This is a genomic window from Mucilaginibacter aquaedulcis, from assembly GCF_030409325.1.
Classification (GTDB): domain Bacteria; phylum Bacteroidota; class Bacteroidia; order Sphingobacteriales; family Sphingobacteriaceae; genus Mucilaginibacter; species Mucilaginibacter aquaedulcis.
Genome location: NZ_JAUFPR010000001.1, coordinates 39,877 through 65,981, shown reverse-complemented (window position 1 = coordinate 65,981; position 26,105 = coordinate 39,877). Strand labels below are relative to the sequence as shown.

The 26,105-nt window shown below is 40.4% G+C and carries 18 protein-coding genes and 1 tRNA gene; 5 read left to right on the top strand and 14 right to left on the bottom strand.

All coding sequences use genetic code 11. The annotated features are described in order from the left end of the window. Positions 1 to 112: 112 nt before the first annotated feature. From QWZ01_RS00265 to QWZ01_RS00255, 3 genes are all read right to left on the bottom strand, one after another. Complete coding sequence (locus tag QWZ01_RS00265; RefSeq protein WP_290321198.1) at positions 113 to 709, bottom strand: fasciclin domain-containing protein; 597 nt, start codon at positions 707 to 709, stop codon at positions 113 to 115. A 111-nt stretch (positions 710 to 820) separates the two neighbouring features. Beyond that, on the bottom strand, positions 821 to 4,039 hold the full coding sequence (locus tag QWZ01_RS00260) for a tolB protein precursor (RefSeq protein ID WP_290321197.1): 3,219 nt from the start codon (positions 4,037 to 4,039) through the stop codon (positions 821 to 823). Positions 4,040 to 4,185: 146 nt separating this feature from the next. Then, a complete protein-coding gene (locus QWZ01_RS00255; protein ID WP_290321196.1) occupies positions 4,186 to 6,510 on the bottom strand; it encodes a penicillin-binding protein 1A in 2,325 nt (774 codons plus the stop codon). Positions 6,511 to 6,800: 290 nt separating this feature from the next. Between QWZ01_RS00255 and QWZ01_RS00250 the strand changes: the two genes are divergently transcribed. Further along, positions 6,801 to 7,670: a polyphosphate kinase 2 family protein gene (locus QWZ01_RS00250; RefSeq protein ID WP_290321195.1), complete on the top strand. Its 870-nt coding sequence runs from the start codon at positions 6,801 to 6,803 to the stop codon at positions 7,668 to 7,670. 65 nt (positions 7,671 to 7,735) lie between these two features. Here the strand turns inward: QWZ01_RS00250 and QWZ01_RS00245 are convergent, their stop codons facing one another. The 8 genes from QWZ01_RS00245 to QWZ01_RS00210 all read right to left on the bottom strand — a co-directional run bounded on the left by QWZ01_RS00245 (position 7,736) and on the right by QWZ01_RS00210 (position 20,059). After that, positions 7,736 to 8,101, bottom strand: a complete 366-nt coding sequence (locus QWZ01_RS00245) for a DUF4870 domain-containing protein (RefSeq protein ID WP_290321194.1) — start codon at positions 8,099 to 8,101, stop codon at positions 7,736 to 7,738. A gap of 91 nt (positions 8,102 to 8,192) precedes the next feature. Beyond that, positions 8,193 to 10,808: a GH92 family glycosyl hydrolase gene (locus tag QWZ01_RS00240; protein ID WP_290321193.1), complete on the bottom strand. Its 2,616-nt coding sequence runs from the start codon at positions 10,806 to 10,808 to the stop codon at positions 8,193 to 8,195. A 150-nt stretch (positions 10,809 to 10,958) separates the two neighbouring features. Further along, complete coding sequence (locus tag QWZ01_RS00235) at positions 10,959 to 14,099, bottom strand: efflux RND transporter permease subunit (protein ID WP_290321192.1); 3,141 nt, start codon at positions 14,097 to 14,099, stop codon at positions 10,959 to 10,961. Between the two features lie 135 nt (positions 14,100 to 14,234). Then, entirely contained in the window at positions 14,235 to 15,338 is a 1,104-nt protein-coding gene (locus QWZ01_RS00230) for an efflux RND transporter periplasmic adaptor subunit (protein ID WP_290321191.1), read from the bottom strand. A 20-nt stretch (positions 15,339 to 15,358) separates the two neighbouring features. Beyond that, positions 15,359 to 16,636, bottom strand: coding sequence for a TolC family protein (locus QWZ01_RS00225; protein ID WP_290321190.1), 1,278 nt, complete (start codon positions 16,634 to 16,636; stop codon positions 15,359 to 15,361). Between the two features lie 192 nt (positions 16,637 to 16,828). Further along, the gene (locus QWZ01_RS00220) at positions 16,829 to 17,614 is read right to left on the bottom strand and encodes an amidohydrolase (RefSeq protein WP_290321189.1); all 786 of its coding nucleotides are present in this window, start codon (positions 17,612 to 17,614) and stop codon (positions 16,829 to 16,831) included. A 169-nt stretch (positions 17,615 to 17,783) separates the two neighbouring features. Continuing rightward, positions 17,784 to 18,929 (bottom strand): methionine aminotransferase, encoded by a 1,146-nt coding sequence (locus QWZ01_RS00215; RefSeq protein ID WP_290321188.1) that lies wholly within the window; start codon positions 18,927 to 18,929, stop codon positions 17,784 to 17,786. 152 nt (positions 18,930 to 19,081) lie between these two features. Beyond that, entirely contained in the window at positions 19,082 to 20,059 is a 978-nt protein-coding gene (locus QWZ01_RS00210) for a YeiH family protein (RefSeq protein ID WP_290321187.1), read from the bottom strand. A 273-nt stretch (positions 20,060 to 20,332) separates the two neighbouring features. Here QWZ01_RS00210 and QWZ01_RS00205 point away from each other — a divergent pair, with 273 nt between their 5' ends. Then, the gene (locus QWZ01_RS00205) at positions 20,333 to 20,740 is read left to right on the top strand and encodes a DUF4199 domain-containing protein (protein ID WP_290321186.1); all 408 of its coding nucleotides are present in this window, start codon (positions 20,333 to 20,335) and stop codon (positions 20,738 to 20,740) included. A gap of 7 nt (positions 20,741 to 20,747) precedes the next feature. Here the strand turns inward: QWZ01_RS00205 and QWZ01_RS00200 are convergent, their stop codons facing one another. Next, positions 20,748 to 21,950 (bottom strand): NAD(P)/FAD-dependent oxidoreductase, encoded by a 1,203-nt coding sequence (locus tag QWZ01_RS00200; RefSeq protein WP_290321185.1) that lies wholly within the window; start codon positions 21,948 to 21,950, stop codon positions 20,748 to 20,750. Between the two features lie 224 nt (positions 21,951 to 22,174). On the opposite strand from QWZ01_RS00200, the gene QWZ01_RS00195 reads away from it, so the two are divergent. Next, positions 22,175 to 22,248 (top strand) — tRNA-Pro (locus tag QWZ01_RS00195). Positions 22,249 to 22,593: 345 nt separating this feature from the next. Here QWZ01_RS00195 and QWZ01_RS00190 read toward each other — a convergent pair. Together QWZ01_RS00190 and QWZ01_RS00185 are read right to left on the bottom strand one after the other, a co-directional pair. Further along, complete coding sequence (locus tag QWZ01_RS00190) at positions 22,594 to 23,205, bottom strand: Crp/Fnr family transcriptional regulator (RefSeq protein ID WP_290321184.1); 612 nt, start codon at positions 23,203 to 23,205, stop codon at positions 22,594 to 22,596. A gap of 449 nt (positions 23,206 to 23,654) precedes the next feature. Then, the gene (locus tag QWZ01_RS00185; protein ID WP_290321183.1) at positions 23,655 to 24,197 is read right to left on the bottom strand and encodes a carboxymuconolactone decarboxylase family protein; all 543 of its coding nucleotides are present in this window, start codon (positions 24,195 to 24,197) and stop codon (positions 23,655 to 23,657) included. 507 nt (positions 24,198 to 24,704) lie between these two features. On the opposite strand from QWZ01_RS00185, the gene msrB reads away from it, so the two are divergent. Both msrB and QWZ01_RS00175 read left to right on the top strand, forming a co-directional pair. Further along, positions 24,705 to 25,163 (top strand): peptide-methionine (R)-S-oxide reductase MsrB, encoded by a 459-nt coding sequence (gene msrB, locus QWZ01_RS00180; protein WP_290321182.1) that lies wholly within the window; start codon positions 24,705 to 24,707, stop codon positions 25,161 to 25,163. Positions 25,164 to 25,205: 42 nt separating this feature from the next. Next, entirely contained in the window at positions 25,206 to 26,057 is an 852-nt protein-coding gene (locus tag QWZ01_RS00175; protein WP_290321181.1) for an alpha/beta fold hydrolase, read from the top strand. Positions 26,058 to 26,105 lie beyond the last annotated feature (48 nt).

The following is a 26,105-nucleotide window of genomic DNA, read 5'->3' as shown; positions in this document are numbered from 1 at the left end:
AGGCATTGTAGTTTATCGTTATTCCTTTAGTCGTAATGAATAGCTTTACCTTACAGGCTTTATACTTTAAATACGTAATATTATTTTTAGCAGTTTGTCAGGCCATTGTATATTATATGGCTTTTGCCTTGGGTATTAATACCTTATTTACTACGTGTAATACACCATTACTCTGTTCAATATCAATACGACTGATCATGCTTTGGCCGCCGTTTTCATCTTCCAGTATAATATTGTGATTGCTATCAATTTTAGCAGTGAGTTTACTGCCACCTAAGGTGGTAAAAGTTGCTGTTCCGTTGTGGCCGTTTATTTGTTTCTGGATATCCTTCAGGCTTAATTTTCCGGCAATAGCATGGTAGGTAAGTATATGTGTAAGCTCCCAAACATATGCCGGCCTTGCAAGTGAATCAAGTTTGCCGGGTTGTAAAGTTTTAAAGGCTTCGTTAACCGGGGCAAAAACCGTGATAGGGCCTCTGCTTTCATAGGTTTCGGTCAGGTTTGCCACCTTAATAAAATTGTAAAATACCGATAGCCCTTTTGAAAGAGCCATATTTTGCATTATATCATTTTTTGATTGCATGCCACCTGTAACGGTAGTATTTGACGTGTCGCTTGCGGCGGCGGTACTATCTGTTTTATTGATGGTTTGGGCAAATACAGCGACACTGAAAAGAAGAAGGATATTTAAAAGAACTATTTTTTTCATACCAATTAATGAACGTAGGGGATTTAAAAGCGCAAAGCTACGTATCTTAAAATGGTTTTAAAGTAAAAAAAGCGACACATGGTCGCTTTACTTTTATAATTAATACACTTACTACCAACCCGGTGTAAATCCTAAGCCAAATACAGGTTTAGTTATATCAGTACGGTTGAACGGAATTGCCAGATAAGGCTCCAGCACAAATGCTCCAAATACATTTATCCTCAAGGATACCCCAGCACTTAAAGCCGGAACCCTGCCATATTTAGGCTGGGTAACCGGTTGCCCGTTATCATCAAGCTGAGGTGTGCCATCAGGGTTAAGCACATTTTCCTGACCTATAACAGGTGGGTTTTTCTGAAAATAGATATGTTCGCCAGCGTTCCAGGCTAAACCTGCATCAAAAAACAAGTTCAGATCGGTGAACAGAAACTTTGATTTGATCACAGCCAGTTTTTCAGGACCGGTGAATGGTAAACGCACTTCAAAATTAAATACGGCTATGCGACTGCCCGATAATTGATCAATGGTAAAGCCATTGCTTGGTGTTTTGCCATTGTTGTAGAAGGTTTGCCCTTCATAGCCTCGTATATAAAACGGATAGCCCACATATAAGGGATAAAGCCCAGTGGCGTTATCGCCTAAGCGGCCATAGCCATAAAGCCTTGCGGCAAAGGTTACAGGTTCTGCACGTACATATTTGCGAAGATCTATGGTAGGGGCGAAGAACCGGTAGGTGCCAAAGTTATATTCGGCCTCCAGCCTGTACCGGAAACCATTCAGAGGTGATGTTACCCCAAAAAAGGAATTATCGCCAATTAAAGCTGTTGAAACCTGAAACAGGGAGTATGATCTTAAGTTAGTACTGATCAGGTCACCTTCTTCTTTGTTAGAGATCTTTTTTCTGTTGGATGATAAGTAGGTGGTGCTGATATTTTTGGTGTTATCAGCATTGGTAATGGTATCAAGTTTGTAAAAATCGCTGTACCTATCAACCCGGTAGGTGTTGTATGATGCACCCGCGCCAACTTCAAAACGTGTTGTTTTTGAAATAGGATAGGAGGTGAACACCCTGGCAGCATCCTCAAAATTACGGATGATGTCCACATTGTCTGACAATACTGTTTGATTCTTGCCATCTACATTCTGCGTGGGGAATGTTCGGGTTTGCAAACCAAACTGATAAGGGATGTGTGATATTCCAAAACCAAGATTCCAGCGGCCGGTTTGGTTTACATAGGTTATTGCCGCCCCGGAGTCATATATCTGCCCGTTAACTGAAGCCGCGGCAAATATTTGGTTTCGGCCCAATATATCACTAAATACCCCTTGTATACCACTTGATAAACTGGTGCCATAAAAGCTGCTCACACCAACGCCAATACCACTGCCCGCCAAATAATCAAGTTTAAATTTGGGTTTATAGGCAATGTTAACTACAGAATCGGCTGGTATTTTTTTATAAGCCAGATAATTGTTGAGGTTAGAGTTAATGAGATCCACACCAACGGCACGCGGTGGCGGCAGCATGGCCGCGCTAAAATTTACATTGGTAGCTTCTAAAGTTGATGGTTTAAAATCAGATGCTTTGGCATTGTACAAGGCATATTTCTGAGCACGGTAATAGGAGTAAACAATATCATCATTTTTGGAGATACTCAAAGCAGGCGAATATTCGGTAATCCCGCATATACCGGTAAACAGATCAGTCATCTGTTCAATTTTACCAGTGCTTAGGGTGTAACGGTACATGTTACGGAAACCATCACGGTTTGACAGGAAATAAATCTGCGAACCATCGGCAGAGTATTGCGGATTCAGATTATTGGCTCCATTAAATATTTTTATATCAGTAATTTTTCCCGTTGCCAGGTCAAGCTCTGCCAGGTTAAAGGGAATATCCTGTTCTAAAGATTGATCATAGGTTGTTCTGTCGCTCGAAAAAATGATCTTTTTACCATCCCTTGAGTAGCTTGGCTGGTAGTCAGAATATTTATCATTGGTAAGCTGCGTAACTTTTTTAGTATCAAAATTATAAGAGTACAGATCGCCTTGCCCCTCTGATAAACCCTGGAAAGCGATATCCTTACCATTAGGCGACCATGACAGGTTGCTGAATTGTTGTGCTTTTTCCATGGATACATCGTCTAAGGTTCGGCCGCTGGCCACATCAACAACAATCATGCGGTTGCGCCCTTTACTGAATACACTAAAGGCAAACCGCTTTCCATCCGGCGACCATGCACCTGCCGATTCAATAAAGTTAAATTCGTCAATATGCGTGTTGGATACCTTGCTGGTGAGCTTTCGTAAAATGTGCCCGTTATGTGCATCAGCTAAGTAGAGATCAATGGAAAAAAGGCTTTTGGCTGATAAAAATGCCACATAATTGCCATCCGGGCTAATTGCCGGTGCCACTACCAGATCGCCCCCGGTTTTACTGTCAACCAGTTTAAGACCTACCGGTTTTTGAACCGTATCTTTCAGGTAAGGTTTATAAGTGCTTTCTATAGAGTTTTTCCAAAGGCGCGATAGGGTTTTATCATCGTACCCAAAAGTGCGCCTTATGCCATATTGCAGGCCGTAATGGGCGGTATTTTTAAAGAATGGTACAATCACCGTGTCGCCGTAGGTTGATCCTAAAAACGACCAAAAGGCTTCGCCATAACGATATGGGAAGTATTTGCTGCTTTCGGTAAGGTCACGAACGGTAGGAATGTCATGATTTAAGTAAGCATCGCGCATCCACATGGCAGTGTACGAGTCTTTTTTGCCTAAGGAAAGATACTCAGCCATACCCTCAATCATCCATAGGGGGATATTATTGATATTCTCAAAGCTTTCGTTTTCCCCTCCCTGCAATGCCCTGTATTGAAATGCGTGAACCAGCTCGTGCCCGATTACGTGCCTGGTAGTTTGATTGGTTTCCATTACCGGCATCACCACCCTGTTTTTTAAGCCTTCGGTAACACCACCTGTTCCTACACCTATTTCGCCATCAATGGCGGTAGTTTGCTGAAAATCGGGATGGTTGGCATATAAGATGATGGGGTTAGCCGTTTTGAAAGTATCCCTGAAAATTTGCTGATGCAGGGTATACCATAACTCGCTTTCCTGGGCAAAGCGCTTTACCATACTATCATTTTTTAAATAATAGTAAATTTCAAAATGCGGGGTTTTATATACGTTGAATTTTAAGTTTTTGTAGCGTACTTTATTTTGACCAAAATATTGCGCCTTAGCACCCGTGCTTATCAACAACGAACCAACAAAGCAAATCAATATTACAGCGAACCTTTTAGCCTTATTTGATAAGGTATAACGTTTGTTCATAATTTAAGTAATAGATATGGCTAATTTAATGAAATAGGATATTATTGAAACAAATTACTATTAATTACCGGTTAAAAAGCAAACAGGTAAGCTGTATTGGCTTACCTGTTGATGATGTATTTTGTATATTATTGATAATGAGTATTTTATCTGTTTGGTGGCGTGCTTTCCGGATTTTCAGGAGCAGGAGCCGGAACCGGTAAAACTCCAGTAGTATCAATTGGTGTACTTGTACTATCGATTGATGTAGTATCGGCAACTATTCTTGGCGATGGACAATTGTACTCTTTGGTTATTTTAACCCATGGTTTAGGGAAGGCACCGTATGTGTAGCCGGATTTAGGATCGGCATAAACTTTTTCCATAAAACGGCCGAAAATTGGCAGGGCAGTGTGTGATCCTTCGCCAGATTCCGAAGTGGTGAAGTGCACGCTGCGATCATCGGCACCCACCCAGATCCCGGTAACGAGGTCTTTAGTGATACCCATGTACCATCCGTCAACATAATCTGAAGACGTTCCGGTTTTGCCGCCAATCTGATTATCCTTTTTCCACAAGCCAGGATATTCCCATAAAGCCTGTGAGGTGCCTCCTGGTTCTTCCATCCCTCCACGGAACATATATAGCATCAGCCAGGCGGTTTCTTCACTTATAACACGTTCTTTTTTAAGTTCAAACTCCTGCAAAACATTATCCTGCTGATCAGTGATTTTTGTTACCAGCAACGGATCTAATTTTTCGCCTTTGTTTAAGAAGGTGCTGTAGGCCCTTACCATCTCATAAACAGAAACATCATTTGATCCTAATGATACTGATGGTACCGATTTCAGCGGGCTTTCAATACCGCATTTGTGCGCATATTCCACAATTTTATCCCAACCAACTCGTTCGGTAAGCTGTGCGGTTATGGAGTTTACGGATTTACCCATGGCCCAGCGTAATGACATTTCACGGTATGAGAAGTTGAAATCGGCATTGTTTGGCTGCCATACTTCATCTTTACCGTTGTCTTTGTATTTAATGGTCACTGGTTTATCGGTAAATTTATCGCAAGGGGTAAAGCCGTTATCAAGCGCGGTTAAATAGGCAAAAGGCTTAAAGGTTGATCCTGCCTGCCTGCGTGATTGATTTACGTGGTCGTAATTAAAAAAGCGATGATCTATACCTCCTATCCAAACTTTTATTTTGCCTGTTGATGGTTCAAGTGTCATCATGCCGGTGTTTAATATACGGGCATAATACCTGATAGAGTCAACTGTTGAAAATGTAGTATCCTGCTCACCATTCCAGGTAAAAACGGTCATGCGTTTTTTCTTTTTGAAGTATTGTTGAATCTGCGTGGTATCGTTACTGTACTTCTTTTCAAGTAGTTTATATATAGGCAGTCTTTGCTCATTCTTTAATATAAAATCCTTGATCTCAACGCCTTTTGAATCGCGCCACGGGTTTTTGTTTCCCCAAAGATTATTGAAGCGTTTCTGCAGCATTTTCATCTTTTCGGCAACGGCTTCTTCGGCGTAGCGCTGCATGCGCGAATCAATGGTGGTATAAATTTTAAGTCCGTCTTCGTAAAGGTTATAGTCATTGTCCTTGCACCATTTGTCGAGCCATTTTTCAACCGCACGGCGTAGGTACGAGTCGCCATGAGAGTCTTCTTCCACATAGCTCAGATCAAGCTTTATAGGAGCTTTTACGCTGGTATCGTAACCAATTTTAGTGAGTGAACCATATTTCTGCATTTGCCCTAAAACTGTATTACGGCGTTCAAGCGCCCGCTCAGGGTTTTTGATAGGGTTATAGCTTGATGTTGCCTTAAGCATACCTATAAGCAGGGCAGCCTCGGCAGGGGTAACCTTATCCGGGGTTTTATTGAAGTATTTTAGCGAAGCCGTTTTAATCCCGAACGAATTATTACCAAAAGGTACGGTATTAAAATACATGGTTAATATTTGCTGCTTGGTGTAAACATGCTCAATTTTAAAAGCAGTAAGCCACTCTTTACACTTATAAACCATGGTACGAATTACCGGTACGCGTTTTATAAAACCCTGCGACTTCCGCTTACGTGTTTCAAACAAGTTTTTTGCAAGCTGCTGCGTAATGGTACTGCCGCCACGGCGCTCGCCTTTAGCGGTAGATAGAATACTGGTAAAAAAAGAGTAAAAATCAACCCCGTGGTGTTTGTAAAAACGAACATCTTCGGTTGCGATAAGCGCGTTTACCAGGTTGGGCGAAATGTTTTTTAATTCAACCGGCGAGCGGTTTTCCTTATAGTATTGGCCTATAAGTTTGCCGTCGGCAGTGTAAACTTCTGACCCAACTGATAGGATTGGGTTTTTAATATCTTGCATATCAGGTGAGTATCCTGACAGCCACAGAAAGTTAAGTTCGATAGAACAAAAGAAGATAATAACGAAGTAAATAAATATGGCGAAATATCTCAGAAATCGGTTTCGTATACGTCTGAACATTGGGTAAAGATGTAAAATTATGGCGCTAAATCATAGCATCAAACAAATATTAATGAAAGCAGTTTAATAAATTTAAAGATATACTCATCTCCAATTCTTTTTTGCAAAGTATTAGGCTCAAAATAATGTATTAACTTAAAACAAATATTGCTTTAAACCTAAGCGAGGGGCGATTCGGCACAATTGAGTAATATCGGGCATTTAAAATTAAACAGCATTATAAACAACGCAATTTTAGCATCTAAATTTTAAGTTAACAAAGCGTAAAGCAAATTTTTATTATGGGTAACATGATCAGCAAATTTAAAATTAGCGATGGCAAAGACTTTTCGCTTAAAGATTTCGACGCCGGCTACGCTGACGGATTTAATAAAAGCGATGCAAAAGCAATTCTTGACGATTTAATAGAGCAAACATTTGATCTGCAAACAGAGCTTTACGCGGCTAACAAATATGCACTGCTTATAATTTTTCAGGCCATGGATGCGGCAGGGAAGGATAGCGCTATAGCACATACTTTATCGGGTATAAATCCGCAGGGTTGCCAGGTATACAGTTTTAAACAGCCGAGTACGGAAGATTATGACCACGATTTTTTGTGGCGGCATTACAAAGCCCTGCCCGAGCGCGGCCGCATTGGCATACATAACCGGTCGCACTATGAAAATGTACTGATCAGCAAGGTGCATCCGGAGTTATTGTTGAATGAGCGTTTGCCCGGAATTGATAACGTTAAGGATGCCGATAATCATTTTTGGGCCAAACGGTATGAAAGTATACGATCTTTTGAAGATCACCTTACCCGTAATGGTACCGTTATCATCAAGTTTTTTTTAAATGTATCTAAAGATGAGCAGAAGGAACGCTTTCTGGAAAGAATTGATGATCCTAAAAAGAACTGGAAGTTTTCATCTTCAGATATTGAGGAAAGGCAACGATGGGACGATTATATGCATGCCTACGAAAAAGCCATTGAGGAAACGGCTACTAAAGATTGCCCCTGGTACATTATACCGGCAGATAAAAAGTGGTTTACGAGGATAGCTATATCAACCGTGATATTGGAAACCCTGAAAGACCTTAAACTGAAATATCCAACCCTGCCTAAAGAGGAAAAGAAAAAACTGGAGGAGTCAAAAAAACGATTGGAAAGAGAGTGACGTTGTTTGTGAAAAATAAACTTACGAAGTTTTAAAAACTTCGTAAGTTTTGGAACATCCTGAATTTATATTCCTGAAAATACTGATTGTGCTTTTTCGCCAATAAGTGGAATCGGTTTTGTTTCGCCATTAATGGCTCCTATGAAGCCAATTATCCAAAGAATAAATAAGCCAACCTTAATTACCCAATAAAGTGAATAACCAAAGGAAAAGCCGCCGGAGAAAAATGCCGCGGCAAAAATGGCTCCTGCTAAGTAATAAACAACTATAGATGCTAAGTGGAACAAAAGGGTTTGCCTTAGCTGATATGTTGCCAATGGTGTTCTGTTATCTTTATACATGGCAAAATACGCTACAAGCCACCCAATAATGGTAAAATAGCTAATGATCCCGGCAGTTTTGCCGTCGTCTTTTGGTGCAAATTCGTTCATTGGAGTAGGTTAATTTGAGTGATATGTTAATTACATAAATCTACTTAAATTTTATGATCAAAATATCAAGCTCTACTATTAATTACCTCATTTAGTTCTGCTTAACAAACTTTGCTTCATCAACAAAACTGCTTTTACCATTCATGATGGCCACTGCCCTGATCGTAGTGCTTACCGATATTGTTATAGGCTGATTATAAAGTGTAGAATTTGCTGTTGGGCTTGAGCCATCAAGGGTATAATATATTTTGGCATCAGCATCTGCGCTTTTTATTTGAACGGTTGCAGGCAGCTTGAAATTTTTAGATGGCCCTGTAATGTAGGGATTAGCTACGATCAGGTTATCGGCAATCTGCGATACCGGTTTTTCAAGATCTTGCAGAAAAAGTTTGTTTGATAGCCTCCCGGTGAATACTTCAAATTCACCACCATCAGCAATGTCCGTATAGTTGAGGTAAAGTTTATTGTAAGCCTTTTTTGCCAAACTCATGCCCTGCAGGTAAATATTGTTACGGCTCATGCCGGCACCCGAATTGATGATTGTAAATTTTTTACCATTTTCGAGGTAGATAACTGCTTTGTCAAACTGTGGTATGCCTACCAAAAACTCAGTCTGTCCGGGAGCTATATTGTAAATACCCAGTGAGCTCATCACATACCAGGCCGACATTTGCCCGCAATCTTCATTCCCGGCCAATCCGTTAGGCTTTTCACTGTATTCCTCACGCAAAATGCGATCAATGTAAAATTGGGTTTTATCGGGAGAGTCGGTAAAGTTATACAGGTAGGCGATGTGATGACTGGGTTCGTTACCATGCGCGTACTGGCCAATGAGGCCCGCGACATCAGGTACGGCACTGCCACTTAATTTTGATGAAGTGGTGAATAGCTCATCCAGTTTGTTTTCAAAATTCTGGGTGCTACCCATATGCTTAATCAAGCCGTCAACATCCTGTGGTACCAGGAAAGTGTATTGCCAGGCATTACCCTCGGCATAGTGGCGGTTTATTTCCGTAGGATCAAAAGGGGAGTACCAGTCACCATTAATGCGCGCCTGCATAAAACCATTTTGGTTGTTATATACATTTTTCCAGTATTGAGCCCGCTGAATGTAATCGACATAATCCTGCTGCTTATCAAGCATTTTGGCCATTTGCGCAATGCACCAGTCATCATAAGCATACTCCAATGTTTTTGAAACCGACCTGTCTGCTGTATCAGCCTGAACCGCTCCTGTTTTGCGGTAATTATCAAGCTCAAACTGGTTTCGATTTACAGATGCTTTCATGGCTTTAAATGCCTCAGCTGCATCAAAGTCACGTATTCCTTTTGAGTAGGCATCAACAATAACAGGAATAGCATGGTTGCCTACCATCGCAAAGGTTTCATTACTGGCCAGCGGCCACATGGGTAACATGCCGCCTTGTTCATACATAGCTAAAAATGTTTTAATGAAATCAAGCGTACGTTTTTTATCAATCAGTGTAAGCAGTGGATGCTCGGCCCTATAAGTATCCCATAAAGAGAAAACGGTGTAATAGTTGAACCCTTGTGCGGTATGTATTTGCTGATCAAGCCCGCGATATTGTCCATCTACATCACTATAAATGCTTGGGGCAAGCATGGTATGATACAAGGCGGTATAAAATATAGTTTGTTTGATCTTTGAATAATCGGGTACAACAGGTCTTCTGTCTTTGGGTACTCTGCCCTTAGCGCCACCGCTTTCCTGCAGATCTGCTTGGGCATTCTGGGTTGCGCTTGCCACAGTGGGAGCCCCGCCCTCAACCTGAATTTTATTCAGTTCAGTGTTCCAGGCAGCTTTTGCCGCCTTTTGTATCCGTTTAAAGTCGAAATCAGAGACTTCGGCATCCAGGTTTTTTAAGGCTCCTTCTGCACTAACTGCCGATATGCCTACCTTTGAAACTACCTCGCCGGGGTTATCAAATTGCAGGTACATTTTAATATTCTTTCCTTCGGCCTTGTTCTTACCATCCAATAATTGATCGTTGCTGGCTATACCATAGCTTTTGAATGGCTTTGAAAACTTAGCATAAAAATAAACCTGCTGATCTTGTGCCCATGAACTTGATTCCCTGAAACCACGTATCTCATGATCGTTCACCACCTCTATCCAGGCATTGGTTACTTCATCGCGATGTTGCAGGTCGATAATAATATTTGCTTTTTCGGCGGTAGAGGGATAAGTATACCGATGCACACCAACACGTGCAGTTGCAGTAAGTTCAACGCTAATATTATATTTGTCAAGTAAGGTTTTATAATAGCCAGGTATTGCCAGTTCATTCTTCTTTTTAAATACCGACCTGTAATCAGTATTTTTAAATTGAGGTTCGCCGGTGGTAGGCATAAATAGGATATCGCAATAATCCGGATCGCCTGTGCCGCTTAAATGGGTGTGCGAAAAGCCATACACAACGGTATCTGAGTAATGATAACCCGATGAACCATCCCAGCCGCTTAAGCGCGTATCAGGACTAAGCTGCACCATGCCAAACGGTACAACTGCACCGGGGTAGGTATGCCCGTGCCCGCCCGTGCCTATAAATGGATCAACTAATTGAGCATAATCCTTTTCTTTTTTCTTTTCAGTTTTTTGAGCTTTTTGTGCCGATGCAGTTGCTACTGCAATTATTAAAAAGGTAATTGTTAAAATACTACGCAACTCAAATTTTATAAAAGGCATAAATGAACGTGCTGTTTGTAATATGCAAATTAAACTTAAAAATCACAATTAGCTATAGTAGCAACTATTAGAAACGAGTTGAACTAACTGAATAAGTTTATAAACAAAAACGCCCCGACAATTTTGCCGGGGCGTTTTTGTTTATGGGTATCAGACATTTCTTACAACGCCCATTTTTTTCAATAGTTTGCGATTTTCGCGGCGGTGAACTAACCGGTGAACAATGGCATATATAATAGGTAATATTAACAGCGTAAGTATGGTTGAGGTAACCAAACCGCCTATTACCACTATAGCCAATGGTTTTTGAGTTTCGGAACCGATACCTGTTGATATAGCTGCAGGCATCAAACCAATAGCAGCCATCAGGGCGGTCATGACAACCGGCCTTACCCTTGAAGTTACACCTTCTAATAAGGCTTTATCAAGCGGCATGTGCTCTTCCAGGTTCTTTTTAAATACCGATATCAGGATTACACCATTTTGGATACACACCCCGAACAAGGCTATAAAGCCTATACCGGCAGATATACTAAAGTTAGTATTGGTAATGTGAAGTGCCAATATACCGCCTATAAGCGCGAACGGTACGTTTAATATAACCAGTGTTGCATCTTTAGCATTGCCGAAGGTTATGAACAATATCAGGAATATAACCAGTAAACAAATAGGAACTACATGAGCCAGTGTATTTGATGCCCTGATCTGGTTTTCAAATTCACCGTTCCAGGTAAAGGAATAACCTTGCTCCAGCTTAACGGCATTGTTTACCTTTTGCTGAGCCTCGGCAATGGTACTGCCTAAATCGCGGCCACGTACCGAGAATTTAACAGCGATGTAACGCATGTTATTATCACGGTATATAAATGCAGGCCCTGTTTGGGTAGTGATGTTAGAGATCTCCTTGATGGCTATTTTTGAGCCGTTCATGGTAGGTACCATCAGGTTCTCTATCTTATCCTGGGTATCTCTGAACTGTTTTTGATAACGTATACGGATGTCAAATTTACGTTCGCCCTCATATAGGGTAGTAGCAGCTTTACCACCAATGGCCATTTCAATTACAGAGTTGGCATCGGCTGTTGATACGCCGTATAAACCCATCTTACGTTGGTCGAGCTCAATCCTGAACTCTGGCTGACCAAGGTTACGTAGTACGCCTAAGTCTTCTACACCCTGAACGTGTTTGAGTACATCCATCACGGCATCAGCCTTATGATCCAATACGGTAAAGTCGGGGCCAAATATTTTAACCGCCATTGAGGCTGGTACGCCGGCAACAGCTTCGGCCACGTTATCAATAATAGGTTGCGAATAATTAAAGATGATACCTGGAAACTGGCTTAGTTTTTTGTCGATATTAGCAATAAGCTGTTCTTCGCTTAAGCCGCTTTTCCATTCTTTCTGAGGTCTCAGATCTACCTGGATCTGTACGTTAAAGAAACCTTTTGGGTCGGTACCATCATTGGTACGGCCAACCTGCGACAGGGTTTGCTTTACCTCGGGGAAAGTAGACAGTACATCGCGCATTTTATTGGTAACGTTAACCGAACTCTCTAACGATGTGCTCATTGGCAATTGGGCAGTTACCCATAAGGCGCCTTCATTAAGCTGCGGTAAAAACTCGCTACCTAAAAACTTAGCCGAAAAGAAAGTCACTGCCATGAACGAAACAGCCACAATTAAGCTTAGCTTTTGGTTACGGTAAGTGTAGCTGAACATGCGGCGGATACCGTTTTCAAAAAATAGTACAACCGGGTTATGTTTTTCCTTAACGTTTTTGCTTAGTAAGATACTTGACAGGGCAGGTACCAGGGTAAGTGTAAATATCAAAGCACCCAGCAACGCAAAACCTAAGGTATAAGCCAAAGGCGAAAACATTTTTCCTTCTACCTTTTGGAAAGCGAAAATTGGTACTAAACAGGTTAAGATGATGAGCTTAGAGAAGAAGATAGCCTTACCCATCTCGGCACCAATGTTTTTAAAAAGGCCCAGTTTGGCTAATCCATTAAACTTTTGCATCCCAACTTCTTTGGCACGATGATCAAGGGCAACAAATATACCCTCCACCATTACCACGGCCCCATCGATGATGATACCAAAATCGACCGCCCCCATCGAGAGTAAGTTGGCACTCATGCCTTTTAAACGCAAACATATAAACGCAAACAATAAAGCCAGCGGAATAATGATAGCCACAATCAGCGTGGTGCGCCAATCGGCCATGAACAGGAATACAATTACCGTTACCAGGATGATACCTTCGCATAGGTTATGGATAACCGTTTCGGTACAAAAATCCATCAGGTTGGTACGATCATAAAAAGTATCGATCTTAACATCTTTTGGTAGTACGTTATCGTTAAGGTCGGCAACTTTATCGCGGATCCGTTTTAATACCTCGGCAGGGTTTTCACCCTTGCGCATTACCACAATACCTTCAATAACGTCGTTATGCTTATCTCGCCCAACCTGACCTAAACGGGGTAGGCCACTCTCTTTTATTTCGGCAACATCCTTAGCTAAAATAGGAACGTTATTAACGTTTTTAACAATGATGTTTTGTATCTCTTCAATGTTATTGATTAAACCGATACCACGTACAATGTAGGCCTGGTCATTTTTTTCAATGATATCTCCACCTACGTTAATGTTACTGCGATTAATGGCATTGAAAACATCAAGAGAAGTTAGGGCATATTTTTGCAGCAAGGCAGGATTAACACTTACCTCATAAGTTTTTTCCTCGCCGCCAAAGCTGTTTACGTCGGCAACACCAGGAACAGATTTAAACTGCCGGTCAAGTATCCAATCCTGAATTGCTGTTAAATCATGAATGCTTTTGGTACGGCTTTTCAGTGTGTAACGGTAAATTTCACCTGTTGGGCCATAGGGTGGCTCAACTTCGGGCTTTACACCATCGGGCAAATCGGCATTGCCCAGGCGGCTTAAAACCTGCTGTCGGGCAAAGGCATCATCCACATCATCGTCAAAAATGATACGTACGTATGAAAGGCCAAATGATGAGGTAGTACGCAGGTTAGCCTTTTTTTGCACGGAGTTTAAAACGGTCTCCATGGGTATGGTGATCATTTTTTCCACTTCCTCGGCACTACGGCCAGGCCACTGCGCAATGATGATGATCTGCGTGTTGGTTACATCGGGGAAGGTTTCAATGGGGGTATTTAAATAGCTCCATACGCCAAGTACCACCAATACCAGTGTCATGAAAAACACGAAGTAACGGTGCCTTAGCGAAAAGTAGATTATATTTTTAATGAATTTATTCATCTCTTTTTTATCAAGTAATTAGTATCAGGTAGCAAGTATTTAGTTTTTGGTATCAGATATTTAGTGTCAGATTGCTTTTATACGTATGTTAAAAGTCTTGATACCTGATACTAACTACTTGATACTTCTAAAAAACTATTTATCACCCACTAAAGCATCGTAAAACAATAGTTGATTTTTTGAGATCAGTTTATCACCTGCATTCAAGCCCGATGACAGGTAGCTTACATCGTCAACCGTTTTAATAACACTTACCTCGCGTACTTTTAAATCAGTTTTGCTGTTGTACATAACAACATAATATTTGCTGTTATCAAAAATTACCGCCTTGGCAGGTACAGCAACCGATTCGGCCTTATCACTGTTAGTAATGATCACGTTGGTGAACATTTCAGGTTTCAGCATCATATCGGTATTAGGTAATACGATCTTGATCTTCATTACTTTATTATCCGGATCAAGCACCGAGCTAATAGCATCAACCTTACCGGTAAAGATTTTACCGGGATAGGCCACTGTGGTAACTTTAGCAGTATAGCCTGCTTTCACCTTGCTGATGTCAGACTCAAACACGTTGGCCCAGATCCATACATCTTTCATGTTAGATATGGTAAACATATTGGTGCTGTTATCCGGGCGGATAAAGCTGCCTGCTGTAATATTTTTTTCAACGATGTAGCCGCTTTCAGGGGCTTTTATAATTAAAGTACCACCCGGAGTTGTGTTACCACCGCCATTAATAGAAATTTGCTGCTGAACTTTGGTATTTGCTGCTGCTGCTTTATTGAAATTTTCTTTGGCCTCGGTGTAATCACGTTCGCTTGATATGCCATTTTTATAAAGGTATTCGGCCTGCTCAAGTTGACGTTTGGCAATAGCCAGGTCTGATTTGGTTGCGGTAAGGTCGGTATAATTACCTGCTACATCGGCACTGCGCATAATTGCAAGCGTTTGGCCCTTGGTAACTTTATCGCCCAGGGAAACCTTAACTTCCTGAATCTGGCCACCGGCAAACGGGAATACCTTAATCACGTTATTATCGTCATAAGATACCTCTCCTGATAAGTTCAGCTCATCTTTCATGGTAGTAGTTTTAGCCGTATCAATAGTTATCATACGCGCCATGGAGTCGCTTACGGTAACCGGTTGATTTTCTGCTACGGGTTGAGGCTTGCCTTTGCAGGCGGCAAGCAATAGTAAAGCGGAGATGCCGGATAACAGCGTTTCTCTTTTCATCATTATATGGTATTTATATAAATTTAGGATTTGACTACGGTTGTGCCGGTGGCAAAGTTCAGATCGGCAATGGATTTTTGAAGATTATATTGCTGTTGCAATATTTTAAGCTTGGTATCTTTATAAGTATCAAAAAAGTCAACAAACTCAACAAGGCTTATCTGCCTTTGCTGAAAGCTTTTAAGCATACTGTTGAACAGCTTATCATATTGATCATTAAACTCAATTTGCTGGGTTGAGAATAGCTGCTGGTTTAACTTATACTGATTTACTGCCGATACCACATCATTTTTAAGCTGGAACTCGCTTTGTTTTAAGGTGCTTTCCTGGCTTTGGATGTTATATTTTGCGGATTTGATATTGCCCTGGTTACGGTTAAAGAAGGGCAGGGGTAACCCGATCTCTAAACCGTAATAGTTAGGGGCATAATTACTGTTTTTGTCATAGGATGCACCAATGGTTATATCCGGAACAGCCAAGGCTCTTTGATAGGCCAGGTTATGGGTCGCCGAATTAAGCTGGTATTGGTTTGAGAGATAATCGGGGCGGTTGATTTTGGCCTGCTCAATTAATGTGGCAATGTCCAATGATACCGTTTCGGTTGGTTTATCATTAACAATAGGGTATACAAACGTGGTTTCTTTAGTTTGCAGCACGGTTTTTAACTCGGTTTGCAGATCATTGATCTGGCGGCTGTTCTCCACCATATCATTCTGCAAGCCAAAGAGTAAAGCCTTAAGCCTGATCAGATCTTTCATGGAGGTATTCCCTGCATCAAATGATTTTTGAATGGCCTGTACCAGGTTTGTGGCCGATTGTATCTCGTTCTGATAAACTTTTTCCTGCGCGTTCAAAGTAGCCAACTGACTAAAATCAAGTTGCAGGTTATACTTCAGGTTGCGCATCAAATCGTTAAACGAGGCTTCCTGCACCATGGCATCATCTTTTGCCACTTGCACTTGTTTACCGCGTTTGCCGGCGGTAGTAAATACCTGGTTCAACTGAACAAATACTTGTCCGTTACCTTTGCTGTGGTCAAAGAATTTATTATCGCCCCCGGTGTGGATGTTTTGATCGGTACTGAGTACGGGATTGTCCCAAAGTTTGGCTTGCTGTATAAGCGCCTTTGACGCTTCCACATTATACTTTTGGGCTAAAAGGCTCAGGTTATTTTCAAGAAACTGTTTTTCGGCGTCCTGGAAGTTAAGCTTGAGCGTATCTGTTTGGGCACTGGCCCGGTTAGCACTAAAACTAAAAAATACGACAGATGATAAAAATAGCAGGTTTTTTATATTACACATATTCCTCTTTCAATTCAACATTACAAAAATTCATAACAGGTATGAATTTTCCATGAAGATGGGTTAATGTTATGATATAATTTAACAACCGGGGCTATAAATTTATAATTTCATAAAACCACGGGTTTTGCTCCAGTTTTGAAGCAATTAAACATAAACAAAAACAAGAAGGAACAGGCCTTTCAGCAACCGTTAAATTTCTATCTCAAAAGTATCTGCATCTTTTAAAAATGGCAGGGCCCTCCGTGCTTTTTTTACTTCATCTGCAATGATGGAAAAGGTGTATACATCATCTTCATCACGTTTGTAATACACCACATTACCATTAGGGTCAATACAGGTAGAATCGCCTGAATGATATATTTCATTTCCATCGTGTCCAACCCGGTTAACGCCAATTACATAAGTCTGATTTTCAACGGCACGTGCAGGCAAGAGTGTGCGCCAATGCAAGGCTCTGCGCTCGGGCCAGTTGGCTACTACAATAAGCAGATCGTAAGGATTTTCGCCAACATTACGCAGCCATACCGGGAAACGCAGATCATAGCATATCACCGGGCATATTACCCAGCCGTTAAGCTCAACAAAAAGTTTCTTGTTGCCTGGAGTGTAGGTATTGTGTTCTTTACCGAGTGCAAACAAATGGCGTTTATCATAATGGTTATAAGTGCCATCCGGACGCATCCAAATCAGGCGATTATAAAACTGGTTGTTTTCTTTAATAATGATACTGCCGGTTACTACGCAATCATATTGCCTGGCGGTTTGGAGCATCCATTGCATGGTTTTACCTTCCATGGGTTCGGCCAGTTTCTCGGCATCCATGGTAAAACCGGTGCTAAACATTTCGGGCAGTATAATAAGATCTGTCTTTTCGCGTATACCGCCAGATAATCTCAGGGAGATATTTTGCAGGTTTTTATCGGTATTTTCCCAGAAGAGGTAGCCTTGAAAAATAGTAATTTTCAGATTATCCATAAGCGTTATCTTAGTCGGCTGGTTATGGTCGATAACCTGCCGATTTATTTAAGTTTATGAACAGATGTCCATAGGTATAATTGTATTTTTTTACTTCTTTAATGAAGCTTTAAATAGTAAATTCAGTTATGGACTATGGTTTCCATCGACCATGGAACCAACACCATTTTTAAACTTTCATTAACCTATCAACGGCTTTATCTAAGGTTTCTTGCCTTTTGGCAAAACAAAATCGTAATACATGGTGGTCAATCCCCTTGGTATAAAAGGCAGAAACCGGTATAGATGCCACTCTGTTTTCTTTAGCCATACGTATAGCAAAGTTGGCATCTGTTTCGTCTGTTATTTTGCTGTAACGTACTGATTGAAAGTATGATCCATAGCAAGGTAATAGTTCAAATCGGGTTTGTTTAAGCCCTTCCCTGAAATAATCTCTTTTTTGTTGAAAAAAGCCTGGTAAGCTTAAATAGCTTTCCTCATTTTTCAGATATTCGGCAATGGCAAATTGTATAGGGGTATTTACCGAAAATACTAAAAACTGGTGTATTTTCCTGAATTCGTTCATTAAATATTCAGGAGCCATGCAGTATCCGATCTTCCAGCCGGTGGCATGAAAAGGTTTACCAAACGAGGCAACAATAAAGCTACGCATTTGCAACTCAGGATAACGGGCCATGCTATGGTGCGTTTCGCCATCAAAAATCAGGTGCTCATATACCTCATCGCTTAAAATCAAAATATCCTGATTTTTTACTATGGCACTCAGCTCATCAATATCTTCCTTATGCAGTATGGTTGAAGTTGGATTATGAGGCGAATTAAGGATGATCATCTTGGTTTTATGATTGATCAGCCTTTTTACCATATCCCAGGCAATACGATAGTTAGGAGGTTCAAGTGCCAATGATTTTACTACACCGCCCATCAGTTTAATAGCGGGTGCATAGCAATCAAAAGCAGGCTCAAATATGATTACCTCATCATTTGGATGAATAACGGCGCTTATAGCTGTAAATATAGCTTGAGTGCCACCCGCAGTTATGGTGATTTCTGTATCGGGATTGTAAACTGCTCCGTATAATTTTTCTGTTTTCTCGGCTATCTTTTCACGTAAACTCAATACGCCAGCCATAGGGGCATACTGGTTGTGGCCATCTTTCATCGCTTTGTTAACCAGTTCGATTAACTCTGGTGAGCAATCGTAATCAGGAAAACCCTGCGAAAGATTTATTGCACCAACTTCATTGGCCAGGGCCGACATAATGGTGAATATGGTTGTGCCAGTTTGGGGGAGTTTTGAAACAACAGGTATCATGCAGGGGCTAAAATTAAACAAAAAACCATTAACCAAAGTACGTAAAAATACGCTTTCTTTCTTTGTTGAAATTACAGGATGTTTTAAGAAAATAATCTGTGGTTTACTTAAGAAATTAATAATCAATTAAATAAATAGGTTTATTTTTTATTTTATGCCAGGTGTACTACAGCATACAAAGCCGTTGCAGATATAGCTATCCATAATAATACGCCCTGAAACAATGGTCTGAACCCTACCGCTAAAAGCACGGTACGTGATAAACCCGCGCCAATTAAAAATAGAGTAAGCGTTAAGCCGGCCTTGGCAATTTTTACAAAGTATGGGCTTATTGCTGATATTGCAGGGATATACGCATTAGCTATCATGGCTAATATAAACACGCCAATAAAATATGGAATGCTGATGTTTTTAGAATTGTTTTTAAAAATGAATGATGATATAAATGCTACGGGGATGATCCATAGGGCCCTGGCAAGTTTCACAGTAGTGGCTACCTCTAAAGCGTGTGGCCCATATTTGCTGGCTGCACCTACAACCGAGCTGGTATCATGAATAGCAATGGCACACCACAAGCCAAATTGTGTTTGAGATAGGTTTAAATGATGCCCTATAACCGGAAATATAAATAACGCGATAGAGTTAAGTATAAAAACACAGCCCAATGCTACTGATATTTGTTTTTCTTCGGCTTTAATTACGGGGGATATTGCTGCTATGGCACTGCCGCCGCAAATGGCTGTTCCGGATGAGATCAGGAAGGAGGTTTTCTTTTCTATACGGAACCATTTGCCCATCAGGTATCCAAAAATAAGTGTTCCGGTTATGGATGCTATTGTAAACAATATACCTTCCTTTCCGGCTTGCAGGGCGCTGTGAACGTTCATGCCAAAGCCCAGACCTACTACCGATATCTGTAGCAAAACATGGGTGGCCTTATGATTTAAATGAAGATAAGGATGCCCGGTGAACTGAGCGATTATCAACCCCATTAATAAGGCAATGGCCGGGCTTACAAAAGGCGTTAAACATAATACTATACAGGCTGAAAATATAATGATTCGGATGTTTGAATTTACATTAAGCAACAACGTGCTTGTATTACTGCTGATTTGATTTGAAGTTTGCATTTTGTGTTATTTAATACACCGCAAAAATGGAAGGAAATAACACCAGATTTTTATTACAATTGGCAATGTTTAATAACTTAAAGTTATTGAATATTGATTTTTTACTGTGATTTTATAGTTGATGTTGTATTTTAAATGGAATTTATATTTCCAATAGTTATAGGATGTTGATTATTTTATATGGTAGAATATTCTTGATACACAAACAGCTTGCCTTGCTTTTTCCTTCTTTAATATGTATATTTAATACAAGGCAATAACAATGCTGAGAAGATGAAAAACGCATTTGTAACAGGTTTAGTTATCGGGATTTTTAGCGGAACCTGGCTGTTTGTAATGCATAACTTCGGATATAGTAACTCGGGTAATCATGTTGCCCCCGTTGAATATTTATCTGTCTTAATTCCATTGACCGGTGTTTACCTCGGTGTTAAAAGCTATAAGGAAAATGAAAAGGATAATAACCTCAGTTTTTTTGAGGCGCTGTTTCAAAGTTTTAAAATATTAGTTTTAGGGGGTTTGTTTGCCTGCCTTGCCGGACTTGTTTATTTAAACTACGTTGATCAGGGAAATAACTTTCTTGATTTTTCGGGTCGTTTGTTTGGCGGCTTATTGATCGGTATCCTGATTTGTGTAGGTGTATCCGCAGCGCTCATGAACAGGGTGAGTAAACTAAGTTGATACACTTTTATCTGTTAAAACGGAAAATATTAGCGTTGTTGTTTTTCTTGTGGAGTATAAGATCATGTATTATTTTTGCGGCTATAACACTAAAAGTTATTCCATTGCCACCAAAACCCAAAGCAAAAAAGGTATTGGGTCTTTCAGCAATGGAGCCGATATAAGGCAACCCATCTTTTGTTGAGGCGAATGCTCCCGCCCAGCTAAAATCTGGCACTAACGGAATATGAGGCATTTTTTTAAGGAAAGCCTTTTTTAACATCTCTGTTTTTCTGTTGATTACGGAAGGCGGAATATGCGGATGATGAAACGGATCATCGCGCCCACCAATAAGTATACGGTTTTCGCTAACTGCCCTAAAGTAAAGATATGGTATGGCAGTTTCCCATATTAAACTGTTCTTATACCAAAAAAATTCATCAGCAATGGGCTCAGATACCATGGCGTAAGTAGAATTTATTTCCGCGATCTTTTTGGGGATGTATTGCAGACTTTCATATCCACAAGCAATTACGAGTCTTTTGGCCTTTATGGTTAAATTATTGCTTGTAACCAGCAAAATCCGCTGTTTGGTATGTTCGATATGATTTATTGAAGTATTGTTGTAAACCTTATGCCCGGCCTCCTGAAAGCTTTTTAGTAAAGCATGGGTAAGCAAGTAAGCATCTACCTCGCCACCATCGGCCGAAAGTAGCGCCGCGGGAGCATCAAAGCCAAACGTTTTCTTGACCTCAGCACTTTCAAGCCATTCCACATTAAAATCATACTTTTTTCTTAGCTTAAACTCCTCAAGCAAGCGGCTGGTATGCGTTTTGAAACTTGCATGCTGTAAACTTGGCCGCAGATGAAAGTCAAACGCAGGTTTTAATGATTTACATAAGTCGGCAATATCATATATGGCCTGGCGGCAAAGCTCATAGCTTTTTACAGCATCTTTTTCGCCAACCAGATTTTTTAATGTGCTTAAGGGAGTATCTATTTCATACTGTAAAAAGGCAGTGCTTGCAGCGGTGCTGCCCATGCCGGCATGTCTTTTATCAAACACCGCAACCTTTAACCCCGAATTGCGCAAATGCCAGGCTGTTAAAGAAGCACTAATTCCAGCACCCATTATAGCAACATCAACCTGCAAGTCATGTTGCAGAGAAGGGTAGGAGCCCACAATGCCATTTTTCATTAGCCAATAAGGCTGCTGTTCATAAAGGTTCATGTGCTGCTTGGGGTTTAAATGATAACATTACAATATCACTTATAGTTTTATATTCAAATATTAGTTTATTCCTTGGCAGATATATCTTAAAAATAAAGATACAAATCTTAAAAAAAAAGTTAAATCCTATGCAAATGAATAGGTTATACTATAAGCTTAAACTTCTTTCAAAAAAAATTTTGAAACTTAATTTAAAATCCTACTTTTGCAAACCCAATCGGGAACGGGATGTAGCGTAGCCCGGTATCGCGCCACATTTGGGATGTGGAGGCCGCAGGTTCGAATCCTGCCATCCCGACAAAAAGCGATACCAGAAAGTATCAAAACCCTGTAAATCAGCTGATTTACAGGGTTTTGTTTTTAGCCCCATACCAAATTATACCAATAAATCTCAAGCTATTGTTCACCAGTCCCACAATCACTTTTTTAAGTTAATTTATTCAAACAGCCAATGTTGCTCAAACAATACCTATACTCTTGGGCAGTCAAACCTATGGCCTTGCGGTGGTGTTCGGGAAAACTTTAAGGGGAAATACATCTATTGTATCTAAAGGCAGTGGGATGATCAAAAACGGGATGTCCGTAAAATATTATTCAAAACTATTCAGGAATGAAATAACCCTGAAAAGCAATCTTAGTAGATTCAACTTTTATGTTTTACACGCTGGTTGCGTATTTTGGAAAGGAATTCAGTTGTCATACCCAAATATGACGCGATTACGTATTGAGGAAAGCGGTAACCCATGGCAGGGTATTTTATCATAAACAGTTCATAACGCTTTTCGGCAGAATGCGTCAGATTACTAATGATACGTCGCTGCATAAATGCCACGGATTGTTCAGCCAATATCCGGAATAAGGTTTCAAATTTATGATTTGTAGCTGTGAGCCGGTTCTCCTGGTCGTGTGTCAGCTGAAATAGCAGACTGTCTTCCATCGCTACAACGAACATGCTCGCAGGCTGTTGAAAGATATAACTGTTATAATCAGATATCCACCATTCTTCAATAGCCAGCTGTATAGTATGGTCCTGTCCCTCATTGCAAACTACGTAAGATCGGAGTGATCCGCTCAATACGAAATATTTACTTTTAGCTGTAAATTCTGGCTGAATAATAAATTGCCTCTTCTTTACCTTCAATTCTTTAAAGGCTGCGGCGAACTCAATGGCTTCCTCATCGCTGAGTAACACGTGTTTCTTAGCATAATTGATAATTGTTTGTTTATGGTCCATTTTAACGTTGAGGTTGATCATGATAGTTTTTGGACTTGATTCCTGGCTATGCAATGGCCACAAGAACATTCTGCCTCACAAACCCACATAGCACCGTCCTCGAAATCGAAGCTACTCGAAAGATCACTTAATAGCACTATTCTGCAAGTTGCATTAATACAGTAACCAGGATTAATTTATAAATAACCGGTTACCAATAGTAGTGCCAATAGCCAAATCATCTAAACCTTAGCCCTAACGTCTTGAACAGAGTGCGAGCATTTCTACATCTCGCTAATTTATCTCATTTCGCTAATGCTAATGGTCCATGATGTGTAGATGGGCTGATCATATTTCCATTAAGGATTCGAAAAATCCTATCCTTTTTTAAAACCAGCAAGCCTGCCGGAGTATATCCGGCAGGCACTCTTACTGACTACATCAATGCAGTTCAACACATCTCAAACATCAAAAAACAATTATCTTAAAAATTAAATATCATCAGCTAAAGGGAAGTCGATCTCTAATTTAGTCAGATTATGCATATAGTTGGTGATGATCTTGTCACCAATAGTGATGATCACATCAATCATGTTAGCTTCACTATAACCAGCTTCAAAAAAAGCTTCTACAACTGCCGCAGATGCATTGCCACGTGTATTGACCACTGCTTTGGTGAATTTTGCAAGGGCGTCCAATTTACTGTCAAAAGGTGCATGTCCTCTGCGGATGTCGAGGATCTGCTCATCAGTAAATCCGTTCATTTTACCAAGTACTGTGTGTGCCGCACGGCAATAATGACAATCGTTTACCTGGCTGGTTACTAAATTGATTAATTCGCGTTCTTTGCCCCGTAAAGTGCTTTTACGATTTTGCAAGGCCAGGTAGTCAGCCAAAGCAGTTTCGTTTTTAGCAAAGTAAGCAAACAGGTTAGGTACAAAACCTAAACCTTTTTGAAGATTATCGAATATAGCCTGATTGGAGGCTGATACTTCTGCCCTGGTAGGTACAGAAAAAATTGATTGCGTTTCCATTGTTTTATCTTTAGTTAAGTTTACGTCATCGCTGACAATACAAAATTGCGATAAACATACCCCCTGATGCAATGAACTACATTAGGAAAAACACATGAACTACTTCAACATTTGACGAGAGTAAAGTTTCATAATTAGTTGTCAAATAATGGGTAATGAGACAGTGATCGCAGATTGCGGTGCTTAAAACATGGATTCGATCGAAAGAAAATTACAGGACATATAGACCATTATATTGATTGCCTATTAGTAAATAATAACCGGAATAATTTAAGAAGTATTTGAACTGAATTATTATTAAAGCCGGATTTTACATTGTTTCAGACAAAGATATCAACATAATGCCCGGCCGAAAAATACAGGCTTTTATCCCGATTGTCCATTTTAACTAAGCGGAAAAACGATGAACTTAGTATCATGAAAATGAGGAACATATGTTATACCGTATCAGTGTAATTGTGTTGTTCAGGTGAAACCAATGTATTATCGATTTAATTATCTATCGCTATGTTAGACTGGAATAGAGTCCTCGATTTCGCTGCAAAAGGCAACCCGAAGCCCGATACACGTGTTGAAAAAAGTGACGCTGAATGGCGTTCGCTGCTAACACCAGATCAATATCATATTGCTCGTGAACACGGAACTGAACGTAGTTTTTCGGGCGAGTTTTGCAGTAGCTATGATCCGGGCCGTTACAGTTGTGTCTGTTGTGGAACGGCGCTCTTTGACAGTACAATCAAGTTTGATTCCAATACCGGTTGGCCAAGTTTTACGCAACCTATCAAAGAAAACGCGATCAAATATTTGGTAGACCGTTCTTATGGCATGACCCGTGTCGAGGTGCAGTGTAATACCTGTGATGCTCATTTAGGTCACGTTTTTCCAGACGGACCTGCACCTTCGGGATTAAGATACTGCATCAATTCAATCTCTTTAAAATTAGATGAAAGTGTTACGCAATCATAATCGGACTTATTTCGGATTTTTTAAAAGAAAATGTAAAAAGCTATGCAATCTATACATTATCGAACAGTAAATGTTGACGGTCTCAACATTTTCTACCGCGAAGCAGGCGACAAAAGCAAACCTCATTTATTGTTGTTGAACGGCATGCCAAACGCCTCAAGTGCGTTTGAGGATATTATCAATGATCTGAAAAATGAATTTTATTTGGTGGCCCCTGATTTTCCGGGCTTTGGGCACAGTGATGCTCCACGCCCGAATGAATTTGAATATACATTTGATCATCTCTCGGGAGTCATAGAGCATTTTATTGAAGCAATTGACCTGTTACAGCCCATAGTTTACGGGATAGGATACGGCGGCGTTCTCACGTTTAGGATAGCTATACGAAGGCCTGAATTGTTTAAAAAATATATTTTTCAAAATGCCACTGCTCATTACGAAGGATTAGGACCTGTTTTCCTAAATGCTGCACCATATCTGGAAAATCGTAATGAAGAAACGACCAAGTTAGTAGAGCCCTTGTTGACATTGGAAGGCATACGCTTATTTTATCTTGGAGGAGTTGAAGACCAGACACTGATTAATCCTGATGATATTTATCACACCTTGTATGCATTAAGCAGGCCAGGCCAAAGAGAAATCCAGTTAGAACTGTTGCATAATTATAAAGCCAACATTGCTGAATATCCTGTTTGGCAACAATTTTTAAAAGATACACAACCAAACATATTGTTGGTATGGGGCAAAAATGATCCATTCTTTCCATTAGCTGCGGCTGAAGCTATTAAAAGAGAAGTGCCAGAGGCTAAATTATACGCATACAATACCGGCCATCTGGCCTTAAATGAGTATCACGCGGAAATTGCCGAACATATCAGAAAATTTGCCCGATAGCTTTGCTATAAGCAGGGAAAGAACTACCTGATCAATTATAGACATTAA

Bases quoted from the DNA above. Each gene is read 5' to 3' on its own strand.
- QWZ01_RS00265 (WP_290321198.1), bottom strand. From the start codon at position 709: ATGAAAAAAATAGTTCTTTTAAATATCCTTCTTCTTTTCAGTGTCGCT.
- QWZ01_RS00260 (WP_290321197.1), bottom strand. From the start codon at position 4,039: ATGAACAAACGTTATACCTTATCAAATAAGGCTAAAAGGTTCGCTGTA.
- QWZ01_RS00255 (WP_290321196.1), bottom strand. From the start codon at position 6,510: ATGTTCAGACGTATACGAAACCGATTTCTGAGATATTTCGCCATATTT.
- QWZ01_RS00250 (WP_290321195.1), top strand. From the start codon at position 6,801: ATGATCAGCAAATTTAAAATTAGCGATGGCAAAGACTTTTCGCTTAAA.
- QWZ01_RS00245 (WP_290321194.1), bottom strand. From the start codon at position 8,101: ATGAACGAATTTGCACCAAAAGACGACGGCAAAACTGCCGGGATCATT.
- QWZ01_RS00240 (WP_290321193.1), bottom strand. From the start codon at position 10,808: ATGCCTTTTATAAAATTTGAGTTGCGTAGTATTTTAACAATTACCTTT.
- QWZ01_RS00235 (WP_290321192.1), bottom strand. From the start codon at position 14,099: ATGAATAAATTCATTAAAAATATAATCTACTTTTCGCTAAGGCACCGT.
- QWZ01_RS00230 (WP_290321191.1), bottom strand. From the start codon at position 15,338: ATGATGAAAAGAGAAACGCTGTTATCCGGCATCTCCGCTTTACTATTG.
- QWZ01_RS00225 (WP_290321190.1), bottom strand. From the start codon at position 16,636: ATGTGTAATATAAAAAACCTGCTATTTTTATCATCTGTCGTATTTTTT.
- QWZ01_RS00220 (WP_290321189.1), bottom strand. From the start codon at position 17,614: ATGGATAATCTGAAAATTACTATTTTTCAAGGCTACCTCTTCTGGGAA.
- QWZ01_RS00215 (WP_290321188.1), bottom strand. From the start codon at position 18,929: ATGATACCTGTTGTTTCAAAACTCCCCCAAACTGGCACAACCATATTC.
- QWZ01_RS00210 (WP_290321187.1), bottom strand. From the start codon at position 20,059: ATGCAAACTTCAAATCAAATCAGCAGTAATACAAGCACGTTGTTGCTT.
- QWZ01_RS00205 (WP_290321186.1), top strand. From the start codon at position 20,333: ATGAAAAACGCATTTGTAACAGGTTTAGTTATCGGGATTTTTAGCGGA.
- QWZ01_RS00200 (WP_290321185.1), bottom strand. From the start codon at position 21,950: ATGAACCTTTATGAACAGCAGCCTTATTGGCTAATGAAAAATGGCATT.
- QWZ01_RS00190 (WP_290321184.1), bottom strand. From the start codon at position 23,205: ATGATCAACCTCAACGTTAAAATGGACCATAAACAAACAATTATCAAT.
- QWZ01_RS00185 (WP_290321183.1), bottom strand. From the start codon at position 24,197: ATGGAAACGCAATCAATTTTTTCTGTACCTACCAGGGCAGAAGTATCA.
- msrB (WP_290321182.1), top strand. From the start codon at position 24,705: ATGTTAGACTGGAATAGAGTCCTCGATTTCGCTGCAAAAGGCAACCCG.
- QWZ01_RS00175 (WP_290321181.1), top strand. From the start codon at position 25,206: ATGCAATCTATACATTATCGAACAGTAAATGTTGACGGTCTCAACATT.